Below are 23,352 nucleotides of genomic sequence, written 5' to 3' on the forward strand. Positions count from 1 at the left end.
CTGAGCAAACTTTCTCCCGTTCAGTATCTGAAATACCAAACTAAGAATGAAAACTACCAGAATGAATTTTGTAAATATTTAGAGAATTAGTCTATTTGATCCCAGTCCTAATAATGGGGAGGTTACAGATCTACGCGACCCGATCTGCGCGACCCGATCAAAGAGATCTTTCGCTGTGCTCCAGGATGACGCCTATTGTTATTCGGGAATGACGCCATTTGTGAGTCGGGATGACGTTCTAGGATTGATTCAGGAGTCGTCAAACCTTCTCCCTCAATCCCATAATGAACGCCGCGATCTGCTGATCAGTGGCGAAGAGCACGCCTCCATGGTTCATGAAGGTGGTTTCAGGATTGTTGAGGTGTAGCCTGTTTCCATTTGAATCAGTTACATGCAGTCCCAGTTCTTCAAAGAACAACCCGGTAGCAGCGTAGTCCCAAATACTGCCACAGCCTTTGCGTGGCTTTGGAAACTTGAAATAGCACCCACTACCGGACGACATCACGCTAATGGCATTTCGAACGCCTCCCAAACTGGAATGATACTCAACTGCTCTGTCTAACTGATCAAAGTGTGCCTTCACCTTGTCATAGTAAGGCTCAGATAAAAAGCTACTATCCATGTAGAAATGAAGCGTTTCACCAGGTGAAGATTCACGGATGAAAGGGTCGTCATTCACCATGACTCCCCCTCCTTTTATGGCTGTATAGCACCTCTCCAGGTCGGGAATATAGACTACTCCAATGACGGGATCTCCTGCCCGGGAAATCAAAGCGATGGACACGGCATAACCGGTTCGGTGTTCGGTAAATGGCAGTGTGCCATCCATGGGATCGATGCACCAGAAATGACTCTTTTCTAGCCTTGATCCATCATCCACCAACTCTTCTGTGAGTAATCCCAGATCATAGGTTTGCATGGAATTTTGCAGCCCATCGAGAATGATTTCCTGGGCCTTGAGATCTACCTCTGTGACCACCTGAGAAGCCAGTGAGTCGCCACCTACTTTGCTTTGCTTGATGTATTGTTCGTCAAATTGGGATTGGATGTATTGGCCTGCGGTAATGGCTGCGTGTTTTGCTTCTTGCTTTAGTTTATGTAGGGTGTCGTTATTGAGTTTTGTCATTAGGAATGATTTATATCCTCAAGCCGGGTGGGCTCATACTTTCTGCCTTGATGCAGAAAGTATGCAAAGAAATCAAGACTGGAATGCTTTTGCTGAATTTTCCTGGTGTTTCTTCAATGGCCATCAACTCGCTTCGCTCAGACAGTATGGCCAATCTGAATGATTCAAGCCATGAAAATTCTTAACGCAAAAGCCTTCAGGTCAACATAGTAGCTCGCACATCGGATTCAATATTAAGTTTCAAAACCAGAATTTCTTGTCCAAATCCATCCATGGCCACTTTGCAAATCACAAAGCCCTTAGATTTACTCAGTCTTTCATTTGTTTAGTATAAATCCTCAAGCCGGGTGGGCTCATACTTTCTGCCTTGATGCAGAAAGTATGCAAAGAAATCAAGACTGGAATGCTTTTGCTGAATTTTCCTGGTGTTTCTTCAATGGCCATCAACTCGCTTCGCTCAGACAGTATGGCCAATCTGAATGATTCAAGCCATGAAAATTCTTAACGCAAAAGCCTTCAGGCCACTAATAAAATAAATTTCTTACAATGATTTTAACTGCCTATTCAATCTCAAAACTACATTCAAATGGTAGTGCGGGGGGCATTCAAGGCCGATCGAAAACCGATACATTTTCTCATTTTTTACGTTCTTTCAATTCATCAAGGACCCGCTGGGTGAGTTGTTCACTATACCCATGCATCTTCCAGTGTCCAGGGCCCCAACCATCCAGAAACCGATAAAAATCTGCCCAGGCATAGGCATAAAGCTCAGCCCATTCTTTCTTAACTTCCTGAAAGACAGCATCATTATTTAAGGCTTGTTGAAGTGTCTTAAAGTAATGCTTTAATAGCTCTTCTTCATGCTTTCCACACTCCTCATCGTCCAAGCAGCTACTGATAAAATAGGCCACATCCTTTATTCCACAACCCCTACCGACGTATTGAAAATCCACCGCTGCGACTTCACCTGATGACTTAAAACAGAAGTTGGCGAGCTTGGCATCTCCATGAACCAGAGTCTGAAACCGGGCACTATTGAGTTGGCCATCAATGGCCTTAGCTGCCTTTTTTAACTTATTATTTGTCATACGATTCCATTCATCCGGACGGGTATCCAGGTGCCAATAGGTTCCGATGGGCCATAACCCTTCACCCTCTGTCTGCATAAATTGGGCATGAAATTGAGCCAGCCAGCTCAGGCAGGCCTTCACCTGATTGAGGGAAACACCCCCATGCTGTAGCCTGATCCGATATCCACTGGCATCCAGGTCTTCCATGATCAGCAGGATTTCGGAATCCAGTTCTACCGATTTCAGGATATTGGGCACCCGACAATGCTTATTGGTTTGTTTCGCGAGCGTTTCGTACCAATGCTGTTCCACCTGGTATGACTTGCGTTTTCGTTCGTCTGAAATAGTCGTATTCCAGCCTCGTGGGTGATGGCTTTTGTTCGGCCCTTGAATATGCTTGACAATCACACTGGGGTACTTCCCACCTTTCAGGTGACACCTTTTGATTTGGCCATAGCCACTCCACAACGACTGAACGACCTCTGTAGCCGTGATGGCAGAAGCCTGAGTTATGGCGAGTACCTGTTCTGTCAAATTGATCATGAGGGGCCAAAAGTATAGGATTATGGTGCAATTATGTACGAGAGCCCGATAATCAAAAAAATCCCCAGAAACCTGGGGATTTTGCCATGATAGTTTAATGGTTAGTCATCAAACGAAGGCGGCCAGGGCCTCTCCCGCTTCTACAATTTCTGTCATAAGCTCAACACCCTCTGTTGCCTCATAAACCAATGAACCCTCGAAGTATAATTCGGTGGTCGTACCAAATAGTTGCTCGGCAACCGCAGCTTCTTCACCTTCCGGAACGGACTCCTCGGCGAAGACATTTCTCATTTCGCCAATTACCTGCTCACTTCCCTCGGTCATGGCGTTTTGTAGTTGACGAACTCGTACAATCTGGGCTTCGGCATTCGCTCCAGCAAATCTGTATGTTTTTGTGCTGTTAGAAAGGAATGCATACCAATTTCCGTAGCTGTATTTAATAAGTAGATTAGGCATTTTTTAAGTCGTCAATTTGAACTTGAATTTGTAGCGTCATGTGGGTGGATGTTGGCGTTGCAACAACCTTGATTGAAATCCCACTCCAGTTATATGGCGATGCCGGGTCACTGCCTGACTCCTTCCATGATGGAGCAGTACCAGGTGCCTTATTGTCGCTCATCACATACCATTCAGGTCTTGGCCCAATGCCAAACATTTGAAAGTTAGCATGAACCTTGACACCGAACCTTTGTCCTGAGGGTGTCCGCCAGCAACAAGACAATTCTAAAGGTCCCTGATCCAATTCTGATAAGATTTGATCTGTTGAAATGCTCGTTTGACCACTCATTGCGTTGAGTGTAGTAGATGGCGACGTTGTGAGACCAGAGAAACCGGTTTCCATTACATAGCTCCAGTAGTCTCGATACAACTCGATTCCGGAGTAGTTAGTGAATGTGATAGAAAGTGTTGACATGATATGTTTTTTGATTTCATGGAATTTCCACATATAACGGAGGAGAAACAATACCCACTTTGCGGTATTTTACGAACAACTGAAGGATAATTGCAAGAGAAAATAGCACCTTATTGAGATTGGGGTTGGTCTAATGCGATTGATCCGTTATGTTATGTAGCAGATTCCCGGTCAAGCCGGGAATGACGTTGGGGAGGGTTGATTGGGGATTGGCGTAGGGGGATTTGGGCAAGGCGTCTACGTGACCCGGTCTACGCGACCCGATCTACGCGACCCGGTCTACGCGACCCGGTCTACGCGACCCGATCAAAGAGATCCTTGGCTGTGCTCCAGGATGACGCCTGCTGTGATCAGGTCTGGAATGCCGTACTGAGATGGTTTGGTCCCCAATCCGATATTCCAGTATTTCGTCCTAAAGCGCAGAGAGCTTCAGGATGTCAGCACGTCTCATAAACACGGTATACCTACCTGCCAGGATCAAAATGGATCGTTCCTTCGTGGAAGGGATCTCTACATTGGTATCCACTTGTGAAGCCAGCTCGTACAACAGCAGCAACAGGGCCTTGTCGTTTGTTTCAGAAAACCGTGAAAAATCAGAGGTTTTCAACAGGTCCATTTGATGATGACTTCCCGGATAGCTGTCAAGCACGAGGTTGTAATCTTTGATCCGCTGCATCAGCATCAGCTCAAACTTGTCGAAGAATTTATCCCACCGCTTTTTCTTTTGCTTTTTAGTCATTCTGATCCCTGCATCTTCTCGTAGAGAATCAAGAATTTGAAAGGATTTCAGAGTGGCATCGCTATACACGCCCTGGGTCTTCAACGAATCCATGCTTTTGTTTAAGCGTTCCAGTTCATCTTCATAGCGACCTTTCAACCACTTGTTGTTGATCGTTTTTATCTGGGTGGTGATGGCTTTTACTTCATCCGCTAATGAATCAGCCGAATCCTTTGTACGTTGCGCTACTTCCCGCAAATCTGTAATTCCAATTTTTAGGTAGTTCTTTTTCTCAGGCGTGTTAGGGATATTGGCCGCCTGCATTTCATTTTCGATATCTGTTTCAAACGTAGCGTACTTGGATTGCAAGGTGAACATCAATGAATGCTTTAACAGGTCAACCTGACTCAGTTTGTTAGGAGCGAAACGTTCCACCAACCCCTCTCCCGAGCAGTCTATGATCAAGGCTCGCTTGTTTTCATTTTGTACTGTCTGATCGTTCTTAAGCAACTCGATTAACGTGGTGAAACCGAGGTTATCGACGACACCTCCATCAATAATCCGGATGTAATAATCACTATCATCCCCTGGGTAGTGCTCATGGTTCACCTTTAGTTTTACCTGTGGTACCAGCCCCGGGAAACCCGAACTCGCAGCAATGGCATACTTTAGGGGCAGCGAGTACCCGTCGTTGAATGGGTCGCCACTTAGGTTTTGCCTGGGCATTTCGGAAGACTCGACATTAAGCCCGCTGATGATATGCGGCATGAAAGGAATCCGTTCGGAATTATTGTAGATGGTACCATTAGCCACAAACATGGGCATGGTGGCCTCCTTCCCTTCCTGAGCAAAGAAATCATTCAGATGTAATGAACCAATGGTGTTGTTGTTTAAATCCTTGTTGCCCTTTTGCAATATTTGTCGGTCAACCATGTCGGGGAAGCTCGGACGTTTCTTGTCTTTTTCATAGCGCTTGTATTTAAACAGCAGGTTCCCAACCTTGGCATTATAAGGAATATTTGATTTGTATACTGTGTTTTGCGAGAGCCAGAAATCACGCAAGCTCTGACCAGGCACAATCAAGCCGTTTTTTCGTGCTCCCAGGTAATATCCCGCTGCAAACCCGCCCCCGGAAACGGTAGAAAAGTAATCGACATCATTCAGGAAATTTCTTCGGGTGGCCGAATTGCGGGCCTTCACTATTGGACCCTGTTCCAGGGCAAGGTCATTGAGGCCCATGAGCACTCCCAGTCCATAATATTCTGCCCGTGAACCACCACCGGAGATGGTCAGGCCAAGGGCCAGGCTGGAGTCCTGGTATACCGCGCTCTGTCTTTTTTGAACATCGGCATACTTATCCAGAGATACCGATGGTATGGGACTATCCTTGATCTCTGCATTGACCACAATGGCGGTTTTACAACTCATTGCGACAAGGATCGTCATTGAGATCCATAGTAGGTAAACGGTATAGTTTATACTATTTTTCATTTAAGGTGATTGACTTCGTAAAATCTGCGTCGAAAGTAAGTGATTTTTTCTGTTGATGTCTTAACCCGTTACAAATAATTTTCAGATGACGACATCAGTTAAGAGGAAATCAATTATAGGTCCGACAAGGTTGATTCGTTAGGGAATGACATTTAGGGAGTAATAAAGGGAACGCGTGCTGTTGGTGATCTATCTCCTAAACTCTAGGCGTTGTTTGTCTCTTGCAAACGCCTTTCAATAAAATAAAAGGCATGGACACTTGAACTACCATAGCCTCCCAATACCAGGAAGTTCGGCTTTCAGATCAAATAGGTCCAATTCTGTATTGAGACCAAGGATATTGATTTCTATCCCTTCTTCATATGCCGCGGTAAGCCCCAATAGGCCATAAAGAGAAAATTGGATACCCGTTCCGCTTGCAGCCGGACCAAAACTATCAGCAATTGGGCGCCAGTCCTTCCCGATTGCCGTTGCCGGTAAATCCAGTCTGAGTTCCGGAACCTGCAGGCCTAGCCATGCTATGAATGTATTACTATTAGGGCCGGGCCAAACCGTATAGACATCCTTCCACGGATAATTTTCAATAGCGTCTTCTACTTTTTGAATCACAATGCCGGCGTCATCTCCCCTCAAATCAATAATCAGTTGCGGAGGATTCCCTGCCCATGCTCTGTCCGGTACACGAGGCTCATAAATCAATGCCGTACCTCTTCGCTCCAACCTCCACCCAAATATTTGGGCCACCATGTACTGGCTCGCCCCCTTCTTCTTAAAAGCAATCCATGTATGAACGGCTACGGCTTTTTTGATACCCCTGGTTCGAGCACTATATACCTGCACCACCGCATCATGATAATCGGCAGGGTGAGGCGCATACCCATAGCTATCTTCAACCCACTGAGGATCTGACTGGTTTATGGGACCCGGAACTTCTTGGTCTTGAATGGCACGAAGAGCAGAACCTGATATTGTACATAAGAGAACAAAACAAAAAAAATAGAGAATGGCGCGAAGCATATTTCTTAATTGTTTTGCCGCAAGAAAACCTGATGATCTCAATACCTCAACACCCAGATGCCTTCACCATAGGAACTAAATGTGCTCGAAGCGTTTTCTGCGTCTTCATTGGTTTCATAATCTGCTACTGCTACCCGGAAATAGGTGAGCTTATCGGTATTGTGCTCAATGATTTTTACATAGTTACCCTCCTGAGCCAGTTTCTTGGCGTAATCCATCGCCAGGTCATCATCGATACTGCTGGAAACAATCACGTAGTACCGCCCTGTACGGGAAGAGATGGTTTCAACTATGCCTGCTGCTCGCTTTTCTTCGAGGGCGGTCTTTTCACTCAGCTTGTCATTGACCAGTGCTAATTGATCCTGTGCATATTTTTTATCCGGCAATATCGCCGACGCCTCGCTGTAAAGAGACTGTGCTGTTTCCCAATCCTCCTGCTCAAATGCTGCATCGGCATCTGCTATAAGTTCTTCGTATTTTGCATTATTCTGTTCGGCCAGCTCCTTGGCTTTTTTCTCTTCCTCTTCCTTGGCGATTTGCTGGTAGCGTGCTATTTCTTTTGCTTCCTGCGCTGGCTTGTATACAAACCAATAATACCCGCCGGCTCCCCCGCCCAGTACCAATACCACGATAAGAATGATGCCTATTATTTTGCCTACGTTGATAGAATCTTCGCTCATTGGATTAGTTCGTTTTTAGTTTTATTAAAAAGAAAAGAGTCTTTCAACATCATAAAGATGTACTCCTAAATCCACTAACCGTAATATAGTAGTTTCCGTACAAACTTGGCCCTTCAGCGCTTATTGATCAGCTTTCGGGTATTGTGTATTCGGGATTACGCTGCTGTAGATTGATCAGGCAGAGAGAACTTAAATGTAGTTCCGATACCTTCTTCACTTTCGGCCCAGATTTTACCATTGTGTTTTTGGATGAATTCCTTGCATATCATAAACCCAAATCCTGTTCCCATTTCATCATTGGTTCCGGGTGTACTCACGGTTTTTTCGTCATTGAAAAGCTCATCTAAAGATTTTTTACTCATACCTATTCCGGTGTCCCGCACAGAAATAACGGTCGATTTATTTTCGCTTTTGGCAGTTATCGCAACTGAGCCACCTTTATTTGTAAATTTTATACCATTAGATACCAGATTTCTTATCACAGACCTAATCATATTCTTGTCCCCATAGATGGTGGTGCTATTCGGGTCTTCAGTCGTAAGGTTTATTTGCTTGTTAGTAGCGGAACTTTCCAAATCTGATAAAACATCCCTGAATAAATTCTTTACTTCCAGGTTTTCCGGATAAAAAGGAGTGCTTTCGGATTGTGCCCAGGCCCATTCAAGTAGGTTATCTACTAATTTTAGTACTCCATTGGCGTTCTTTTCAATTAACACAATCAGATCATCCATATCCTCATTTTCAAGATGGCTCTGTTTCAACAGGTGAACAAGCCCTACCCAACTCGTGATTGGACTCCTTAGATCATGAGAAATAATTTTTAAGAACTTTACTTTTGTTTCATTTGCTTTTGTCAGACTAGCATTGATTTTTTCAATTTCCTCTTTTTGTAATCTCACTTCACGAAATGCTATTTCCAGTTCATCATTTTTATTTTCCAACTCAACATTGGACTGCTCAATGATTTGGTTCTTTTCAGCGAGTAACTTTAGAGCCTTACGCTTCTCATAGAAACTTTTGATTACCACAGTAAGTGCAACCACTGCGAGCATAAATCCTACCACAAACAAATTGCGAATGGTTTTTTGATTAGCTACTTCAGCGGTTTGTATTTCGCTCTGTTTCTTTTGTTCATACACGATCTGTTGCCTTTCTTTTTCAAATTGAAATTGGGCCTCCAGATTGGTGATTTTTTTGATATTCTCCTTATTCAGTAGTTGGTCACTTCTATTCTTAAATTCCACCTGATAGCTATATGCTTTTTTGTATTGGCCTGTACTAAAATATACATTGGACAATACCTCAGCTCCATCCTTCAAATATTCCATTTTTCCTAATTCTGATGCCAGGGAATATCCCCTTTCACCAAAAGCGGTAGCCATTTCGTATTGTCCCAATTGATAGTGGGTTTTTGCGAGGCCAATGTAACTTCCAACTATATTGCTTTGAAATTCAATGCTTTCTGACAGCTCCAATGATTTTTGGAAGTATTCCAGGGCCTCTGAAAAGCTTCCCTGAGAATAGTAATTATCTGCAATATTCATATAAGAATGTGCCATTCCCATTTTATCATCCAACTCCTTTTTAATATTCAGAGACTTCTGATAATATGACAGTGCTTCGTCGAATTTCCCCTGTTTGTTTAATATAATGGCGATATTATTGTAGCATTTCGAAACCCCGGATTGATCATCGCGTTCTATGTCTAGATTGAGAGATTTTTGATAGTACTCCAGGGCATTTGGATAATCCTCCATGTAGTAATAAATGATACCAATATTATTGTAGGACACCGAAATGCCTTCCTGGTCCTCTATCTGCATGGCTATCTCTAAAGACTTCTGATAATACTCTAACGCTCCCGGATTGTTTCCTTGAAATCTGCTGATGATTCCGAGGTTATTATAGCATTCGGAAACCCCGGATTTATCTCCAACATCTTCAGCTATTTTAAGTGCTTTCTTATAATAGTGCAACGAGGTATCGTATTGTCCTTTGAATTCATAAATAACGCCTAGCTGGCTGTTACATTCGAAAAGTGCAGTCTTGTCATTCAGGTTTGATGCCGTGTTCAATGCCTCTTCAAGGAATCTCAGGGTGTTCGGCCAATCAGATTTTTTTTTGTAGTAATGAGCCATAACAATTTGGCTGAACATCTCCCCTCGTGCATACCCGATACTTGATGAAAGACTTTCCGCTTCCCGGGCATGTTTAATCGATTGCTCTAAATCAATATTTTTTAATTGCTCAGCAAGGGAATTTAGGTAGGAAATCCTGATCGTATCTGTCGTGGTATGTTGTGTTAGTAGCTCTTTTAAGCTGTCTATTTCTGAGGGTTGCGCAAAAGCCTTGATACAAAGCAAGGATATAATTGTAGCTATAAATATTCTGGGAACCTGATTTAATATCATTCTACAGGAGGCATAATAGTCGAATAAATCTAGACAAAAAAAGGGAGTGATTTTACCGAATTCCCTATCCTTTTTAGACATTCATGTGAGTTATCAGTGAATAGTGAATAGTTTCGGGTGACAGTTAACAGCTAATGGCTAAAGCCAACTGCAAAAGGCAAATGGTTATCAGTTTTCAGTCCTATAATATGTCTGCATCTCCGTTCTTCACCCTTTCCTCTCATTCCCCCATCAAACTGATCGCTAAGCCGCCTCCACGAGCCAGTCGGTAGGTTCGTGTTTCTCCGTTAGAAATGGTGTCTGTTTCCATCAGATAGTCACCTGGATTATCTTTGTAGTAAGCTTCTTTGCCATCTTTATATATTGTTGCATTGAATGCTTTCCCTTGGGGGAGAAAGTCATAATTGATGGTAATCACACGCGCAATTTCATCGGTGATACTTCCGATAAACCAGTTGCCGGTTTCACGCTCTTCGCGGGCAATAGTCACAAAATCACCGGGTTCTCCATCCAGGGTGATGGACTTTTCCCAGTTCACGCCTACATCTCGAATAAACTGGAAAGCAGGGTGATCTTCATAGTTTTCGGGCAAGTCACAAGCCATTTGTATAGGACCATAGATGACGACATAAAGTGCCAGCTGGTGAGCTAAAGTCGTATTGATCTGGTTGTTGGCTTTTGGTTTCAGCGTGAGCTCGAACACTCCCGGGGTAAAATCAATCGGTCCGCCTAACATCCTTGTGAAGGCTACGAATGGCAAATGTTCAGGGGGATTACCCCCATCTGTAGCCCAGGCATTCCACTCCTGCCCTCTCAGGCCTTCTCTGGCAATGGCGTTAGGGTAAGTCCTCCTTATTCCTGTTGCCTTGATGGGTTCGTGTGCATTGACTGCTACCTGATACCTGGCCGCGTGCTCCAGCACCTTGCGGTAATGATTCACCATCCATTGGCCATGGTGGTACTCTCCTTTCGGAATGATCTTGCCAACATATCCGGTTTTCACACTGTGAATTCCAAGTGATTTCATGAGGCTGTAGGCAGTGTCCAGTTGTTGCTCGTAGCTTCTTGGGGCCGCAGAGGTTTCGTGATGCATGATGAGCTCTACTCCTTTTTCGTTTCCATATCGGACAACTTCTTCAATGTCGTAATCAGGATATTCGGTCACAAAATCGAAGACCCCTTCGCGATCTTCAAATCCCACCCAATGATCCCATCCGGTGTACCATCCTTCTACCAGAAGTCCGTTGATCCCATTTTTTGTTGCAAAATCAATATATCTTTTAGCGTTTTCGGTGGTGGCACCATGTCTACCACTACCCTCTTTTCCACCCTCTGCAAAGGTGCTCATGCTTTGAGACCCTTCATAATCCCATGTGGAATTTCCAAGATGCATTTCCCACCAGATACCAACGTATTTCATTGGCTGAAACCAGCTAATATTCCCCAGTTTATTGGGCTCATTCAGGTTCACAATCAATTTGGAGTCGATCAAACCACCTGCTGTTTCACTAATCTGGATGGTTCTCCATGGTGTTTCAAAGGGTAGCGCCCTTTTTACTTTGTACCCCAGTCTGTCAGAGCCTACCAGGTTGCTAATAAGCGCTAATTGTTCTTTGTCCACTTTTAGGGTCATCCCCGCATAGTTGGTCAGGTTAGCTTCATGAAAGCTTAGGTACAACCCATCGTCCGTTTTCATCGTGACCGGTGTGTTGACCGCGTTTTCAGGAATGTAGCTTTGCGCTAAATCAGGGTGATCGCGGTATTTTGTCGCGTCAATGGCAGTTACCCTTGACTGATGATAAAGCTGCTCGTAAGTATCCCAGTCGCCCGGTTGCCAATAGGCCGTATGATCTCCCGCCAACTTAAACTCCGTCAGCTCATTCATGATGACGACTGTATCTACTCCCTCCTGCGTTGGGAATTCATATCTTAACCCTATACCATCATCGTAAGCTTTGAAACGGATGATCCATGACCGATTTGGGGTCTTCTTTTCCTTCAAGGTAATATCCAGTTGATTGTAGTTGTTCTCTACCACTCGCTGCTCTCCCCATGGCATTTCCCAGGTTTCGGAGAAAGTGGAGTTCTCGGCGCTAATGAGTTCCAGATCTGAACCTAGCGCCTGCTGGTTATGAAACTCAAAACTCATTCCTGAGGGTTGAATGACAGGCTTTCCATCAAATGACACGCTGTACACTGGTGAGCCGGTTTCACTCATTATAAAATCAATGGTCACACGACCATTCGGGGAAGCTACACCTATTCTTTCAGGAGGCGGGGAACAGCTCCAGAGGATTATAATGATAATTAGCGGATACGTACTTGTTAGTAGGTTTTTCATATGCCACAGATTGTGATGCTACAAGCATTTGGATTAGTCCTTTATCCAGTCTTCAACCTTTAATAAGTCCGTTGTCGCCTATTGCCGACCATTATGTATCTAATTTACTGATTTGTTGTTGGTGGTGCAACTGTGTGGCGCTGAGGTAAATAATATCATGTCGTTGGTCTTAGCCTCTTGATCTAAAATTCCCGGTCAAGCCGGGGATGACCCGGGATAGGTTATGAGCCTCAAAGAGCCTACTACGTCATATAAAAAATGGAATTGTGTATCTTGGAAATACAATGATCAGGTTATTTCTACTCAACCCTAACTTTCAGGATGCTCGAATCAAGCCGGAAAACCAGGTGTATTATTGCCCGCATTGTGCGATGATTGAGGGTATCCTCCATTACTATCCTGAACTTAGAAAAAAGCTTGAAGTCATCTATGTGGATTTCCCAAGACCTAGAAAAATGATTGTGGACCTACTGGGGGAAGAAAACCAGGGATGTCCGGTGCTCGTAATTCCTGCCGAACTTGAAACGGAAGTCAGGGTCGACGACCTTAGCCGACATGGCGACCTTTTATTTACTAATTCCAAATACCGAATTGCGCAGTATCTTGGAGATAAGTTTGGTATTGCACTACCACATCCTTAAGCCTTTACCCGTTCCATTAATTCAACTTCTACCGCATCCTTCGGTCTCAGGGTCAGCAATGGATTGAAAGGAACATGCTCTGGTGACTTTGGACGGATTTCGTATTTCTTCACGAACTGAATAAGCAGGATCATAATCTCGAAAAGAGCAAAATTATTTCCAATACAGAATCGTCCACCCGCCCCAAACGGCAGATATTGAAACTTGTGATATCCATCCCTAGCCTCTTTATCGAAACGCTCCGGATCGAAAACTTCGGGGTTTTTCCAATACGTTGAATTGTGATGCATCAGGTAAATATTCAGCATCACCTGTTCATCTTCTACAATTGTATGCTCACCGATCTCATTTTCTTTAACCGCCTTCCGAACAATATTCCAAATTGGAGGATAATACCGCAATGATTCCTTAATTACTTTTTGGGTGTACTCCAATCCGGTAAAATTCATCAGGTCAAGGTCTTCCAACCCGTCTATCTCAGCAATTTCCGCATAAAGCTTTTGTTGAATTTCTGGATGGTGCGCCAGTAAATGCAAAGTCCAGGTCATCGCAATGGCTGAGGTCTCATGACCGGCCACCAAAAAGGTCAATATCTGATTACGAATCTCCGAAAACTGGTTATCCGGATCATATTGTTTCATCAATACTCCGAGTAAGTCATTTACGTCTGTTTTCGTCAACATTTTGCGGTCATCCACACAACGCTGAATCAGATAATCAGCCTCTTTCATCATGCTATGATACCGACGATTGGCTTTGGTCGGCACCCAAACTGGCCACTTGAATGGCGAGCGAATACGATCCACAATGAAATCCTGACCAAACAGGATATGTTCGCCCATTTTCTCTACCATTTCCTGATCCTGATATTTGATCAGGGAGTTGAGTAATATGGTCATGGTAAGGCCACTCATCTCAGTATCCAGTCGAAGGAGGTTTCCTTTCCCTAGCTTAGTGATATAATCAGCACCAGTCTCCCATATGGCTGGAAGCAGTTTTCTAAGTTCATTTTTGTGAAATGAGGGTTGTAGTGCTTTACGCTGTTCATGCCACTCCTCACCTTCTGCGGTCAGTAGGCCATTTCCCAGTACCAATGCAATTTCTTTGTAGCCTTTACTCTTTTGATAGTACTCTCGCTCCTTGAGAAATACTTCATTGAACTGATCAGCATCGCTCACCAATACGAATTTACCCATGGGCAGATGCAAGTTCACCGGTGAACCATGACGCTCGGACGCCGCTTTCATATAAGCCAGTGGGTCTTTCTTAAAGGTCTTCAGGTTTTGAAATGAATTGTGCTCAGGGAAGGCTTTCGGTGCTTGCATGGAGCGAAGATAGTTGACAGTTAGCAGTGAACAGTCATCAGCAAACAGTAAACAGTAAACAGTTTTCAGTCCACAGTTCATAGTTTTCAGTTAGCACTAGTCGACGGTAACATACTTCCGAGACGTCACTCTGAATCCGAAGTTCGCGAAGGATGAAGAGTCTCATTGTCAGTAGGCAGCTATCAGTCATCAGTTAAAAGCTAAAGGCCAACGCCAATGGCCAAGCAACATCTCCTTGCCCCAGTAACTATCCAAATGTTGAAAGATGAGTCTCATTGGCAGTCTTCAGTTATCAGTTAGCGGTAGTAGACGGTAACATACTCTCGAGACGTCACTCTGAATCCGAAGCTCGCGAAGGATGAAGAGTCTCAATGTCAGTTAACAGTTCGCAGTTTTCAGCAGTTAGCAATCAGTGAAAAGCCAATGGCAAACAGACAAAGCCAATGGCTTGGAGACTTCTCCTTATATCCTTACAACTCCTCTTCTACCTTCCCGCACTTCAACATCTTTTCGCCAAAGTAAGGGTTGCGAATCTCCTCTGAAAGACTTAGCCATTTGGCTCCAGTATTGTTAAAGGCCATTGGGCAGAATTGCACATATAAACCATCTTCTTTGCCATTAGCCCTGAATAATTCAATTAATCCGTCCGTAATGATCTTGAACTGTGCACGCTGGTCTTCAATATCACTGGAGGTTGTAATAGCATTGGCGGCTTCAATCAGTTTTTCATTTCCTTGTGTTGGTAAAATTGCATTGAGCTTTTTAGCAGCTACTTGAGCCCTGGACATATCAGTAGCCACAAATGCATCTTTTAATTCAATGTACCAATCAATGACCGATCCTTCTTTTTCAATTGAAATTTCATCCGTGTTGGCCATTTTTTCCTTTTTAGTGTTTGAGCATGCCATCAATCCTAGCGATAGCAATACCACAGTTATCATAGTTTTCATTTTTGTATGTTTAATAGATTGAAATTTTAGATTTACCACCTGGTTGTATACCCTTTTCTCTAACAAGGTTTTGTCGTGTTTTTATTCTAGCGTTGCGGAGATCTCACCACAATTAAGCATCTCGTCACCAAAATATGGGTTGAGTATTTCTTCCGAACTGCTTAGCCAGTAGGCTCCCTTGAAATCCAGCACCATCGGACAGAATTGTCGATAGCCGTCCACTTTTACCTGATATTTTTTAAGCGTATGAAAAAGCTGATCACTGAGCGGAGAAAACAGAAGTCTCACCTGCTCTAATTTACTTTCAGCAATAATCCCTTTAGCTGTTGATTTGAGTACGGAAACGTCCTTCATCCATGCCATATGTGCCTCTCCTGTCACCAGGGTCATATCTACTTTCTGAATAGCACCCAACAATGTATTTGCCTTATTACCGGCCATTTTAATATCACTCTTAACCAGCGCGTTTTTCACCGGAAGATAAGCCGTATAAACAGACTTTAGCTGGTTTTTGAAGGATGGAACCACCTCATAAATTCGCTGAAATTCATTTACCTGTAGGTTGTTTGTTTGAACCTGATCTTGCATTTGATCCATCTGGGAATGATCATGATCTGACTTATCATTTCCCTCTTCAGAAGTAGACATTTCAGGGTTCATCATGCTCGGCTTGCCTGCCAATTGCGCTGCGGCATCAATGCTAAAAGTACCATTGACAACAATTTCTTCTCCAGGCTCTATACCCTCTTCAATAATATATTCATCTCCCAGGGCCGGACCCAGTATTACCTCGCGCATTTTAAAGTAAAGCCCCTGATCGGTTTGTAGTTTGACATAAACAACGGACCGCTTTCCCGTCCACATTACTGCCGATTTTGGCACAGTCAACTGATCTCCCGATTTGTTCATTGTAGCTTTCACCACACCAGTGGCAAACATTTCAGGTTTTAATTGCAGATCCTTGTTTTCGATTACTACCCTGGCCCGTGCCACCCTCGTTTTTGGGTCGATGACCGGATCGATATAATCAATCTTACCATTGAATACCTTACCAGGTAGTGAGGAAATCAAACATTCAATATCATCACCTTTGTTTACCCATGGAAGGTCGCTTTCGTAGACATCGAACAATATCCAAACACGGGAGAGATTAGCTATTTCATATAAGGTCTGACCTCTTTTCACATAATCACCCAGATTGACTTTTTTACTTGTAACATAACCGGACTGGTCCGCACGAACAGGAAACTCTTCTTCAATCTTGCCTGTGGAAATGATTTGATCAATCTGTTGATCATTAAGTTTCCAGTTTTTCAATTTTTCCCTGGCAGCCTGATAAAGGGTGGGCTGGCTTTCCCTGATCTTGTAGGTTTCAAGTAACTCCTCCTGCGCGGTAACCAGTTGCGGGGAGTATAGGTAGGCAATGGTACTTCCCTTGCTTACATATTCACCCGTAAAGTTTAAAGTAAGTCGCTCTATTCGGCCCGGAAAGTGGGTAGACTGGCTGGTTATTAGTCGTTCGTCTTCTTGAACCTTACCATTCAATCGTAAGGTTTTGGTTGCTTGCTGTTTACCCACCACTGCAGTTACTACATTGGCCAGACGCATGGATGTTGGTGACATAGAGACCGCCAAAGGATCCTTATCTCCCCCAGTATCTTCCTCTAACGGAACCAGGGTCATTCCACAAATCGGACAATTTCCCGGTTCATATTGCCTGATCTGAGGATGCATTGAGCAAGTAAAAACTTCGTTTTTGCTTACTTGATTCTTTGATGGTTTAATGTCTTGATGATCAGATGGTTGGACCATCCAAATAAATGTAGCACCCAGTATGAAGGCTACACCAAATAGGACGTATTTATTATTTAGAATCTTTTTCATTTCTGTAAATTTTTAAGTGATGAAGAAATGATCCGTGATAAAAGTTTTTTAATTGAAAGTACCTCATTTAAAAGCTCATCAGAATTAGGATAATTTTTATTATACTCACAGAGCATCAACCAATATTCAGTTTCATCAGCATCCGCAAAACTCAAATCCAATATTTCATTTTTCTTTTCCATAATATTTTGCCGCCAATCAGCACATTAAACCATCAAATCATTTACCCATTAAATAATTAAGTTTAGCCTGGGCAACATGGTAGTTAACCAGCGCGGAGGCCTTCATTTTTTGATATTTCAACAGTTGCTGTTGAGTTCTGAGCACTTCTTCGAAATCCTTTCCTGAATTTCCATAGGCTGCAAGCATCAGATTTAGCACCTGTTGTGTCTCAGTAATCTGTTCGTCGTATAAGGAAATCAAATCAGCTTGCTGATCTATTTCAAAGTAGGTCATTTCATAACCCGTAGAAAGTTCGTTGATGCGCGCTTCCTTCTGTAGAGCATAACTATCACGGATATACTCAGCCTCCTTTTTTGCTGCACGGTATTTAGCTCGATAGATGGGTAAGCTCACTGATACCATTGGCATCAAAATGTCCTTTCCATTGTCATTTAGAGCTACCCCCTTTCGTTCCCCCACCAATACATAATCCAACCCGAATCCAATTTTTGGCAAACCTTGCTTCTCAGCTAACAAAGAGCGTTTTTCGCTCGAACTGATTCGAAGATCCAGCTCTTCCAAATACGGGTTGTCATTGAGTAATGAATCTCTACTCACGAAAACCCTGTTGAAATCAAGTGAATCCACTACCTCCACTTCGGCATCATCATCCCTGTTCAGCAGCTGATTGAATGCAATGAGCAAGGGCTTCTTTTTCCGATTCAATATTTCAAGATTGGTTTCTCCTTCTTTCAGCATAAGGTCAACTCGAAGTACGTCTACAAGGGTGCCCTCTCCATTTTTGAACTTTGAGGTGGCGATAGTCTTGTAGGATGCTAAGAGTTCAATGTTTTCCTGTTCCAATTGCTTCCATTGAGCTAGTTCATATAGTGGATAATAGGCCGCTGCAACCTTGAAATAAACCTTATTTTTTGCATCCAGAAATACCTGGTATTGAGCCTCAGCATTAAGGGTGGCTACATCACCACTGGCTTTCAGGGTGCCGAACCACGGGAACATTTGTGACAACGATATTCGAAGTCTTTGCGGTCCAACACGGGTTTCCACAGGTGAAATAAAATAACCCAAGGAAAGCGTTGGGTCCGGAAGACTATTGACTTGTGGTATGCGCTCCATGGCTGCCTCTAACTCCTTGTATTTGGCTTGAAGCTCCGGGTTGTTTTCGGCCGAAATTCTTTGGTAGTCGGCTAATGTTTGTGCTTTAGACCCGGTTGGGATAATTAAAGAACAGATATATATAGAAATTAGAAGATAGAATTGAGATATGACCGATCTCTTTCCCATAGCCAACCTCTGGGCTTCAACTTCCAACTTCCAACTTCCAATTTTTAAATTACTATTTTCCATGACTCTTCCAGTTTTGGTTAAGTGAAGTCAGCATTTTACCAATCTCCTCAATCTGCTTACATAGAGAGTCTGTGATCTCCCGACTGATGTATTGACATTCGAAAGTCTCGTATACCTCTAAATCTTTATATGACCTTATCATAATCTCTCTATCATCTATTTATCTGACTTCTAGCTAGTTTTCGTTCCTCTCTCAAACAATAAAGCACCGGCACAATAAAAATGCTCACGAGTGCGAAAGCCATCCCCCCAAATGTTGGAATTGCCATTGGGATCATGATATCTGCTCCTTTTCCTGTGGAGCTGAGTACCGGAAGTAAGGCGATCATCGTGGTACTGACCGTCATCAACGCAGGACGAATTCTTCTCATGCCTGCTTCAATCACTGCTTTCTGTATATCCGTATTGCTTTTGGTTTCATTGCGTGAAAAACTCTGATCCAGATAGGTGGCGATTAAGACGCCATCATCTGTAGCGATACCGAAAAGCGCAATAAAACCTACCCACACTGCCACACTCAGGTTGATGGTCTTCATCTGAAATAAGTCACGGAAATTCATCTGGAATACCGAAAAATCAACAAACCAATCCTGACCGTAGAGCCATATCATGATAAATCCCCCACTAAAGGCCATGGCAATGCCCGTGAACACCATCAGGGATGTTGAAACGGATTTGAATTGGAAATACAGGATGAGAAAAACAATCACAAGGACGATTGGAACGATAATAGACAGTCGTTTCTCTGCCCGAACCTGATTTTCATAACTTCCTGAAAACTTAAAGCTGACGCCTGAAGGAACACTTAAGGCTCCCTCATCAATATGCTCCTGTATCATGCGTTGAGCATCATTAACTACGTCTACCTCAGCATGTCCGTCACGCTTATCAAAAAGTACATACCCCACCAGAAAGGTATCTTCACTTTTGATGGCCTGAGGGCCTCTTACATATTCAAAATCAACCAGTTGCCCTAACGGCACCTGTGCGCCGGTTGGCGTTGGTATCAATACTTTGGCAAGCGACTCAGGATCATCTCTTAATTCTCTCGGGTACCTGACTCTCACAGGGAAACGTTCACGGCCCTCTACCGTGGTGGTGATCTTCATACCTCCAATAGCTGTCTCAATTGTTTGTTGCACTTCTTCAATACTCAACCCATAGCGGGCGATCTGCTCTCTATTGATGTTCAAATGAAGGTAGGGTTTCCCCACAATTCGGTCTGCAAACACGGCTTCCGATTTTACTGAAGGTACCTGCTTAAGGATTTCCTCCAACCGGAAACCAAAATCCTGAATACTTCCAAGATCTGGTCCGTAAATCTTTATCCCCATCGGTGCCCGCATGCCTGTTTGCAACATCACCAATCTGGTTTCTATGGGTTGTAACTTAGGTGCCGATGTGACACCCGGAATTTTTGTTACACTGACAATCTCCTCCCATATGTCATCAGGAGATTTAATGTGACTCCTCCAGTTCCTGTAGTACTGACCATTTTTATCTTCGATCAATTCATTTTCCAGCCTCGAAAGCACCTGGGAGTTAGAAGTTAGACTGATGGTGTCATTACCATCGAAATACCATTTTTTCTCCTTATCAAGAATCCGGGAATATGACCCTTCACTGTCAACATCAGACTTCCCACTCCTAACTTCCAACTCCCGACTTACGGCTTCCAATTTCTCCCCTCTCCCTACCAATAAATAATTCCTTTCACCATCTACTTTAAACCTTAGCCTTCTGCCATTCTCACCTACCCTGTATTCCGGTTTGTAATTAATGACATTCTCATACATCGAAATGGGTGCAGGATCCAATGCTGACTCCACCCGGCCCAGTTTACCTACAGTGAGCGCTACTTCCGGAATACTGCTGACCAGCATATCCAACTGTCCCACCACCTTACGATTAAACTCGATTCCGGAATGAGGCATAGAGGTGGGCATTAACAAGAAGCTGCCCTCATCCAGAGATGGCATGAATTCTTCCCCAACTCCGGGAAAGGTCTCTGCAAGCCTCGACCAGCTATTTGTATTTTGAATATTGACATTGATTAGCCCAAATCCCTGTGCGACGAACCCAAAAATGGTGTTGAAGCCCAACCAGATATTCGCCCCGATCAGGATCAAAAAAGCAGGGATCATCAGGAATTTGATTTTATTGGCCAGGCACCATTTTAATATTGACTGATAGTAACGTTCTAATAAAGTGAAAGCACCAAGAATAATCGCTAGTAGCAGGGCAACGAAGAGCGTATTAACCCAAAGACTTTTACCCGCGCCCAAGGGCAACCAGTATTTTCCGAGTAGCCAAACCACTGCAAGAACTGCCACAATCAACTCGGATTTGTCAAGTATAAGGCTATGCCATTTTTCTTTACGGGATTTGGGTTGATACCATTGTTTAAAAAAGTATAGAAATCCGTATAAAGTCAGAATGAATCCTGCCCATATCTGGCCTATAAACAGACAAACTAAACCCATGCTGGTTAATCCCAGGTTGACAACTTTGGCTATTCTGACATTTCTGATTCTTGCTCCAAAAAACCAATATGCCAATGTTGGCAGTACAATTAAGGACGTTATCAATGCCGCTACAAGCGCAAAGGTTTTGGTAAATGCGAGCGGCCCAAACAGCTTACCCTCGGCAGCCTGTAAGGTAAAAACCGGGATGAAGCTTACGATCGTGGTTGAAACGGCGGTGAGGATTGCGGAGGCTACCTCTGATGCTCCTTTATAGATTATCGTTATCAAATCCTGCTCAGGTGGAGCTTCATCAAGGTGCTTGATGATATTTTCGGAGAGAATAATCCCTAAATCCACCATGGTCCCAATGGCAATGGCAATGCCTGAAAGCGCCACAATGTTGGCGTCTACACCAAAATAGCGCATGGCAATAAACACCATCAATACGGCTATCGGTAAGATGCTCGAAATCAATATAGATGCCCTGATATTGTAAACCATCACTACCACTACCAGAATCGAGATCAGGATTTCAAGCGAAAGCGCTTCTTCCAGGGTTCCCAGGGTTTCATAAATCAATTCTGATCGATCATAGAATGGCACGATGGTCAATTGGCTTGCTGTACCATCAGCAAGGGTCTTTTTCGGTAAGCCAGGAGCTATTTCTTTGATCTTCTCCTTAACATTGTTGATGACCTCCAATGGATTAGCACCATATCGGGCAACTACAACACCACCGGCCACTTCAGCCCCCTCCTTGTCCAAAAGTCCTCTTCTTGTGGCCGGACCCAAGGTGACCACCGCAATATCCTTCACCCGAATGGGTACGTTATCCTGTACCGCAACAACTGCCTTTTCCAGGTCTTCGATTGACTTCACATAGCCCAGTCCTCTCACCAGGTATTCCGCCTGATTGAGTTCGATGGTCTTGGCACCAACATCCTTATTGGATTGCCTAACGGCTAACATCACCTTATGCAGCGGTATATTGTAAGCTTTGAGTGCATCAGGGTTCACATCAATTTGGTATTCCTGTACAAACCCGCCAATGGAGGCGACTTCTGATACTCCGGAAGTGGCATTCAGGCTGTATTTGACATAAAAATCCTGAACTGTTCTTATCTCATGAAGGTCCCATCCGCCAGTTGGGTTTCCCTGCATATCTCTTCCTTCCAGGGTATACCAAAAGACCTGTCCGAGAGCTGTTGCATCCGGTCCCAACGTAGGCTGTGCACCATCCGGCAAAAGCCCCACAGGTACCGAATTGAGTTTTTCCAGTATCCTCGAACGACTCCAGTAAAACTCAATGTCTTCATCGAAAATGATGTAGATACTGGAAAAACCAAAAATGGAGGAACTTCGAATGGATTTGATCCCGGGTATCCCCAATAAATAAGTGGTTAGTGGGTAGGAGATCTGATCCTCAATATCGTGTGGAGATCGACCAGACCATTGGGTAAAGACAATTTGCTGGTTTTCCCCAATATCCGGAATGGCATCTACAGGAACAGGGTCAGATGGCAGGGCCCCCAAATTCCACCCAAAGGGAGCTGTTAGTATTCCCCACATTACCAACCCAACGAGAATCAGAATGGTTACCAGCCTGTTTTCCAGGAAGTATTTAATGATCTTATTTAACACGATTCATTTGATTTTAGAAATGATGTATTGAATAACTGCGTTGAACACAGTTTTCCCAATATGACCATCAGTCAAATGGGCTTACATCATCAATCAAATGAGATAGACTTCGTGAAGTTTGTTTAAGTTCTGGGAGAGAAAAGGTGGCGAAGTGTCAATGAAGACCGGTGAATCTTCTTGTGATACATACTCGAAAACGTATAAAATTCGAGCTACTGTTACCGCCACTAAGGCCGGAGTCAAATCCTGAGCCTGTTGCTTCTTGAAAAAGTCGCCGGTATCAATAGAAACGTAATGATTTTCACAGCAAGGTGGAGTAGAAAGATGCTGCCCATCATCATTATGCTCAGGCATCTCCATCATACCCATACCACAGTCGAGATGTTTTTGGCCAATCATCAACTCACTGATCACCGCATGACCTCCACAGAAATGTGTACCGTGAGAAATCCCCAGGGTCCCCAATAGGAAAATCAGCGCTAGCGATATGGAAATTAACTTTTTCAACCTCTTTTTATGTGCTGTAAAACTATACTTTTAGTTTTAATAATTACCAATAGTTATTCAAAACGACCATTGTGGCTTTGAAAAACGGTTTTTATACAA

General features: G+C 43.6%; 18 protein-coding genes. 1 reads left to right on the top strand and 17 read right to left on the bottom strand.

The features are described from left to right. Window positions 1-259: 259 nt before the first annotated feature. From NXR94_RS10100 to NXR94_RS10140, 9 genes are all read right to left on the bottom strand, one after another. Window positions 260-1,126, bottom strand: a complete 867-nt coding sequence (locus NXR94_RS10100) for a 3'(2'),5'-bisphosphate nucleotidase CysQ (RefSeq protein WP_258104506.1) — start codon at window positions 1,124-1,126, stop codon at window positions 260-262. 635 nt (window positions 1,127-1,761) lie between these two features. Then, window positions 1,762-2,739, bottom strand: a complete 978-nt coding sequence (locus tag NXR94_RS10105; RefSeq protein ID WP_258104507.1) for an oxidoreductase family protein — start codon at window positions 2,737-2,739, stop codon at window positions 1,762-1,764. Window positions 2,740-2,847: 108 nt separating this feature from the next. Continuing rightward, window positions 2,848-3,195, bottom strand: coding sequence for a hypothetical protein (locus tag NXR94_RS10110; RefSeq protein ID WP_258104508.1), 348 nt, complete (start codon window positions 3,193-3,195; stop codon window positions 2,848-2,850). Next, entirely contained in the window at window positions 3,188-3,652 is a 465-nt protein-coding gene (locus NXR94_RS10115; RefSeq protein ID WP_258104509.1) for a hypothetical protein, read from the bottom strand. Before NXR94_RS10115 ends, NXR94_RS10110 begins: the two co-directional genes overlap by 8 nt. A 412-nt stretch (window positions 3,653-4,064) precedes the next feature. Continuing rightward, window positions 4,065-5,861, bottom strand: coding sequence for a patatin-like phospholipase family protein (locus NXR94_RS10120; RefSeq protein WP_258104510.1), 1,797 nt, complete (start codon window positions 5,859-5,861; stop codon window positions 4,065-4,067). 264 nt (window positions 5,862-6,125) lie between these two features. Beyond that, window positions 6,126-6,878: a DUF3750 domain-containing protein gene (locus NXR94_RS10125; protein WP_258104511.1), complete on the bottom strand. Its 753-nt coding sequence runs from the start codon at window positions 6,876-6,878 to the stop codon at window positions 6,126-6,128. 38 nt (window positions 6,879-6,916) lie between these two features. Next, window positions 6,917-7,558 carry an SPOR domain-containing protein gene (locus NXR94_RS10130; protein ID WP_258104512.1) on the bottom strand — a complete coding sequence of 214 codons (642 nt, stop codon included), beginning with the start codon at window positions 7,556-7,558 and terminating at the stop codon, window positions 6,917-6,919. A 155-nt stretch (window positions 7,559-7,713) separates the two neighbouring features. Then, entirely contained in the window at window positions 7,714-10,050 is a 2,337-nt protein-coding gene (locus NXR94_RS10135) for a tetratricopeptide repeat-containing sensor histidine kinase (protein WP_258104513.1), read from the bottom strand. Window positions 10,051-10,189: 139 nt separating this feature from the next. Beyond that, window positions 10,190-12,310 carry a glycoside hydrolase family 97 protein gene (locus NXR94_RS10140; protein WP_258104514.1) on the bottom strand — a complete coding sequence of 707 codons (2,121 nt, stop codon included), beginning with the start codon at window positions 12,308-12,310 and terminating at the stop codon, window positions 10,190-10,192. Window positions 12,311-12,594: 284 nt separating this feature from the next. On the opposite strand from NXR94_RS10140, the gene NXR94_RS10145 reads away from it, so the two are divergent. Then, window positions 12,595-12,951, top strand: coding sequence for a DUF3088 domain-containing protein (locus NXR94_RS10145; RefSeq protein WP_258104515.1), 357 nt, complete (start codon window positions 12,595-12,597; stop codon window positions 12,949-12,951). Here the strand turns inward: NXR94_RS10145 and NXR94_RS10150 are convergent. From NXR94_RS10150 to NXR94_RS10185, 8 genes are all read right to left on the bottom strand, one after another. Then, window positions 12,948-14,276, bottom strand: coding sequence for a cytochrome P450 (locus NXR94_RS10150; protein WP_258104516.1), 1,329 nt, complete (start codon window positions 14,274-14,276; stop codon window positions 12,948-12,950). The genes NXR94_RS10145 and NXR94_RS10150 overlap by 4 nt on opposite strands. 470 nt (window positions 14,277-14,746) lie before the next feature. Beyond that, the gene (locus NXR94_RS10155; protein ID WP_258104517.1) at window positions 14,747-15,226 is read right to left on the bottom strand and encodes a DUF3347 domain-containing protein; all 480 of its coding nucleotides are present in this window, start codon (window positions 15,224-15,226) and stop codon (window positions 14,747-14,749) included. Window positions 15,227-15,307: 81 nt separating this feature from the next. Further along, window positions 15,308-17,110: an efflux RND transporter periplasmic adaptor subunit gene (locus tag NXR94_RS10160; protein WP_258104518.1), complete on the bottom strand. Its 1,803-nt coding sequence runs from the start codon at window positions 17,108-17,110 to the stop codon at window positions 15,308-15,310. Continuing rightward, complete coding sequence (locus tag NXR94_RS10165; RefSeq protein ID WP_258104519.1) at window positions 17,107-17,292, bottom strand: hypothetical protein; 186 nt, start codon at window positions 17,290-17,292, stop codon at window positions 17,107-17,109. Before NXR94_RS10165 ends, NXR94_RS10160 begins: the two co-directional genes overlap by 4 nt. A 37-nt stretch (window positions 17,293-17,329) precedes the next feature. Then, the gene (locus NXR94_RS10170; RefSeq protein WP_258104520.1) at window positions 17,330-18,640 is read right to left on the bottom strand and encodes a TolC family protein; all 1,311 of its coding nucleotides are present in this window, start codon (window positions 18,638-18,640) and stop codon (window positions 17,330-17,332) included. After that, window positions 18,630-18,782: a four helix bundle protein gene (locus NXR94_RS10175; RefSeq protein WP_258104521.1), complete on the bottom strand. Its 153-nt coding sequence runs from the start codon at window positions 18,780-18,782 to the stop codon at window positions 18,630-18,632. Before NXR94_RS10175 ends, NXR94_RS10170 begins: the two co-directional genes overlap by 11 nt. A gap of 10 nt (window positions 18,783-18,792) precedes the next feature. Further along, window positions 18,793-22,746, bottom strand: coding sequence for an efflux RND transporter permease subunit (locus NXR94_RS10180; protein ID WP_258104522.1), 3,954 nt, complete (start codon window positions 22,744-22,746; stop codon window positions 18,793-18,795). 93 nt (window positions 22,747-22,839) lie between these two features. Further along, a complete protein-coding gene (locus tag NXR94_RS10185; RefSeq protein ID WP_258104523.1) occupies window positions 22,840-23,253 on the bottom strand; it encodes a hypothetical protein in 414 nt (137 codons plus the stop codon). Between the last annotated feature and the right edge of the window lie 99 nt (window positions 23,254-23,352).

Origin of the sequence: Marinoscillum sp. MHG1-6, from assembly GCF_024714475.1 — a bacterium.
GTDB lineage: Bacteria > Bacteroidota > Bacteroidia > Cytophagales > Cyclobacteriaceae > JAMZMI01.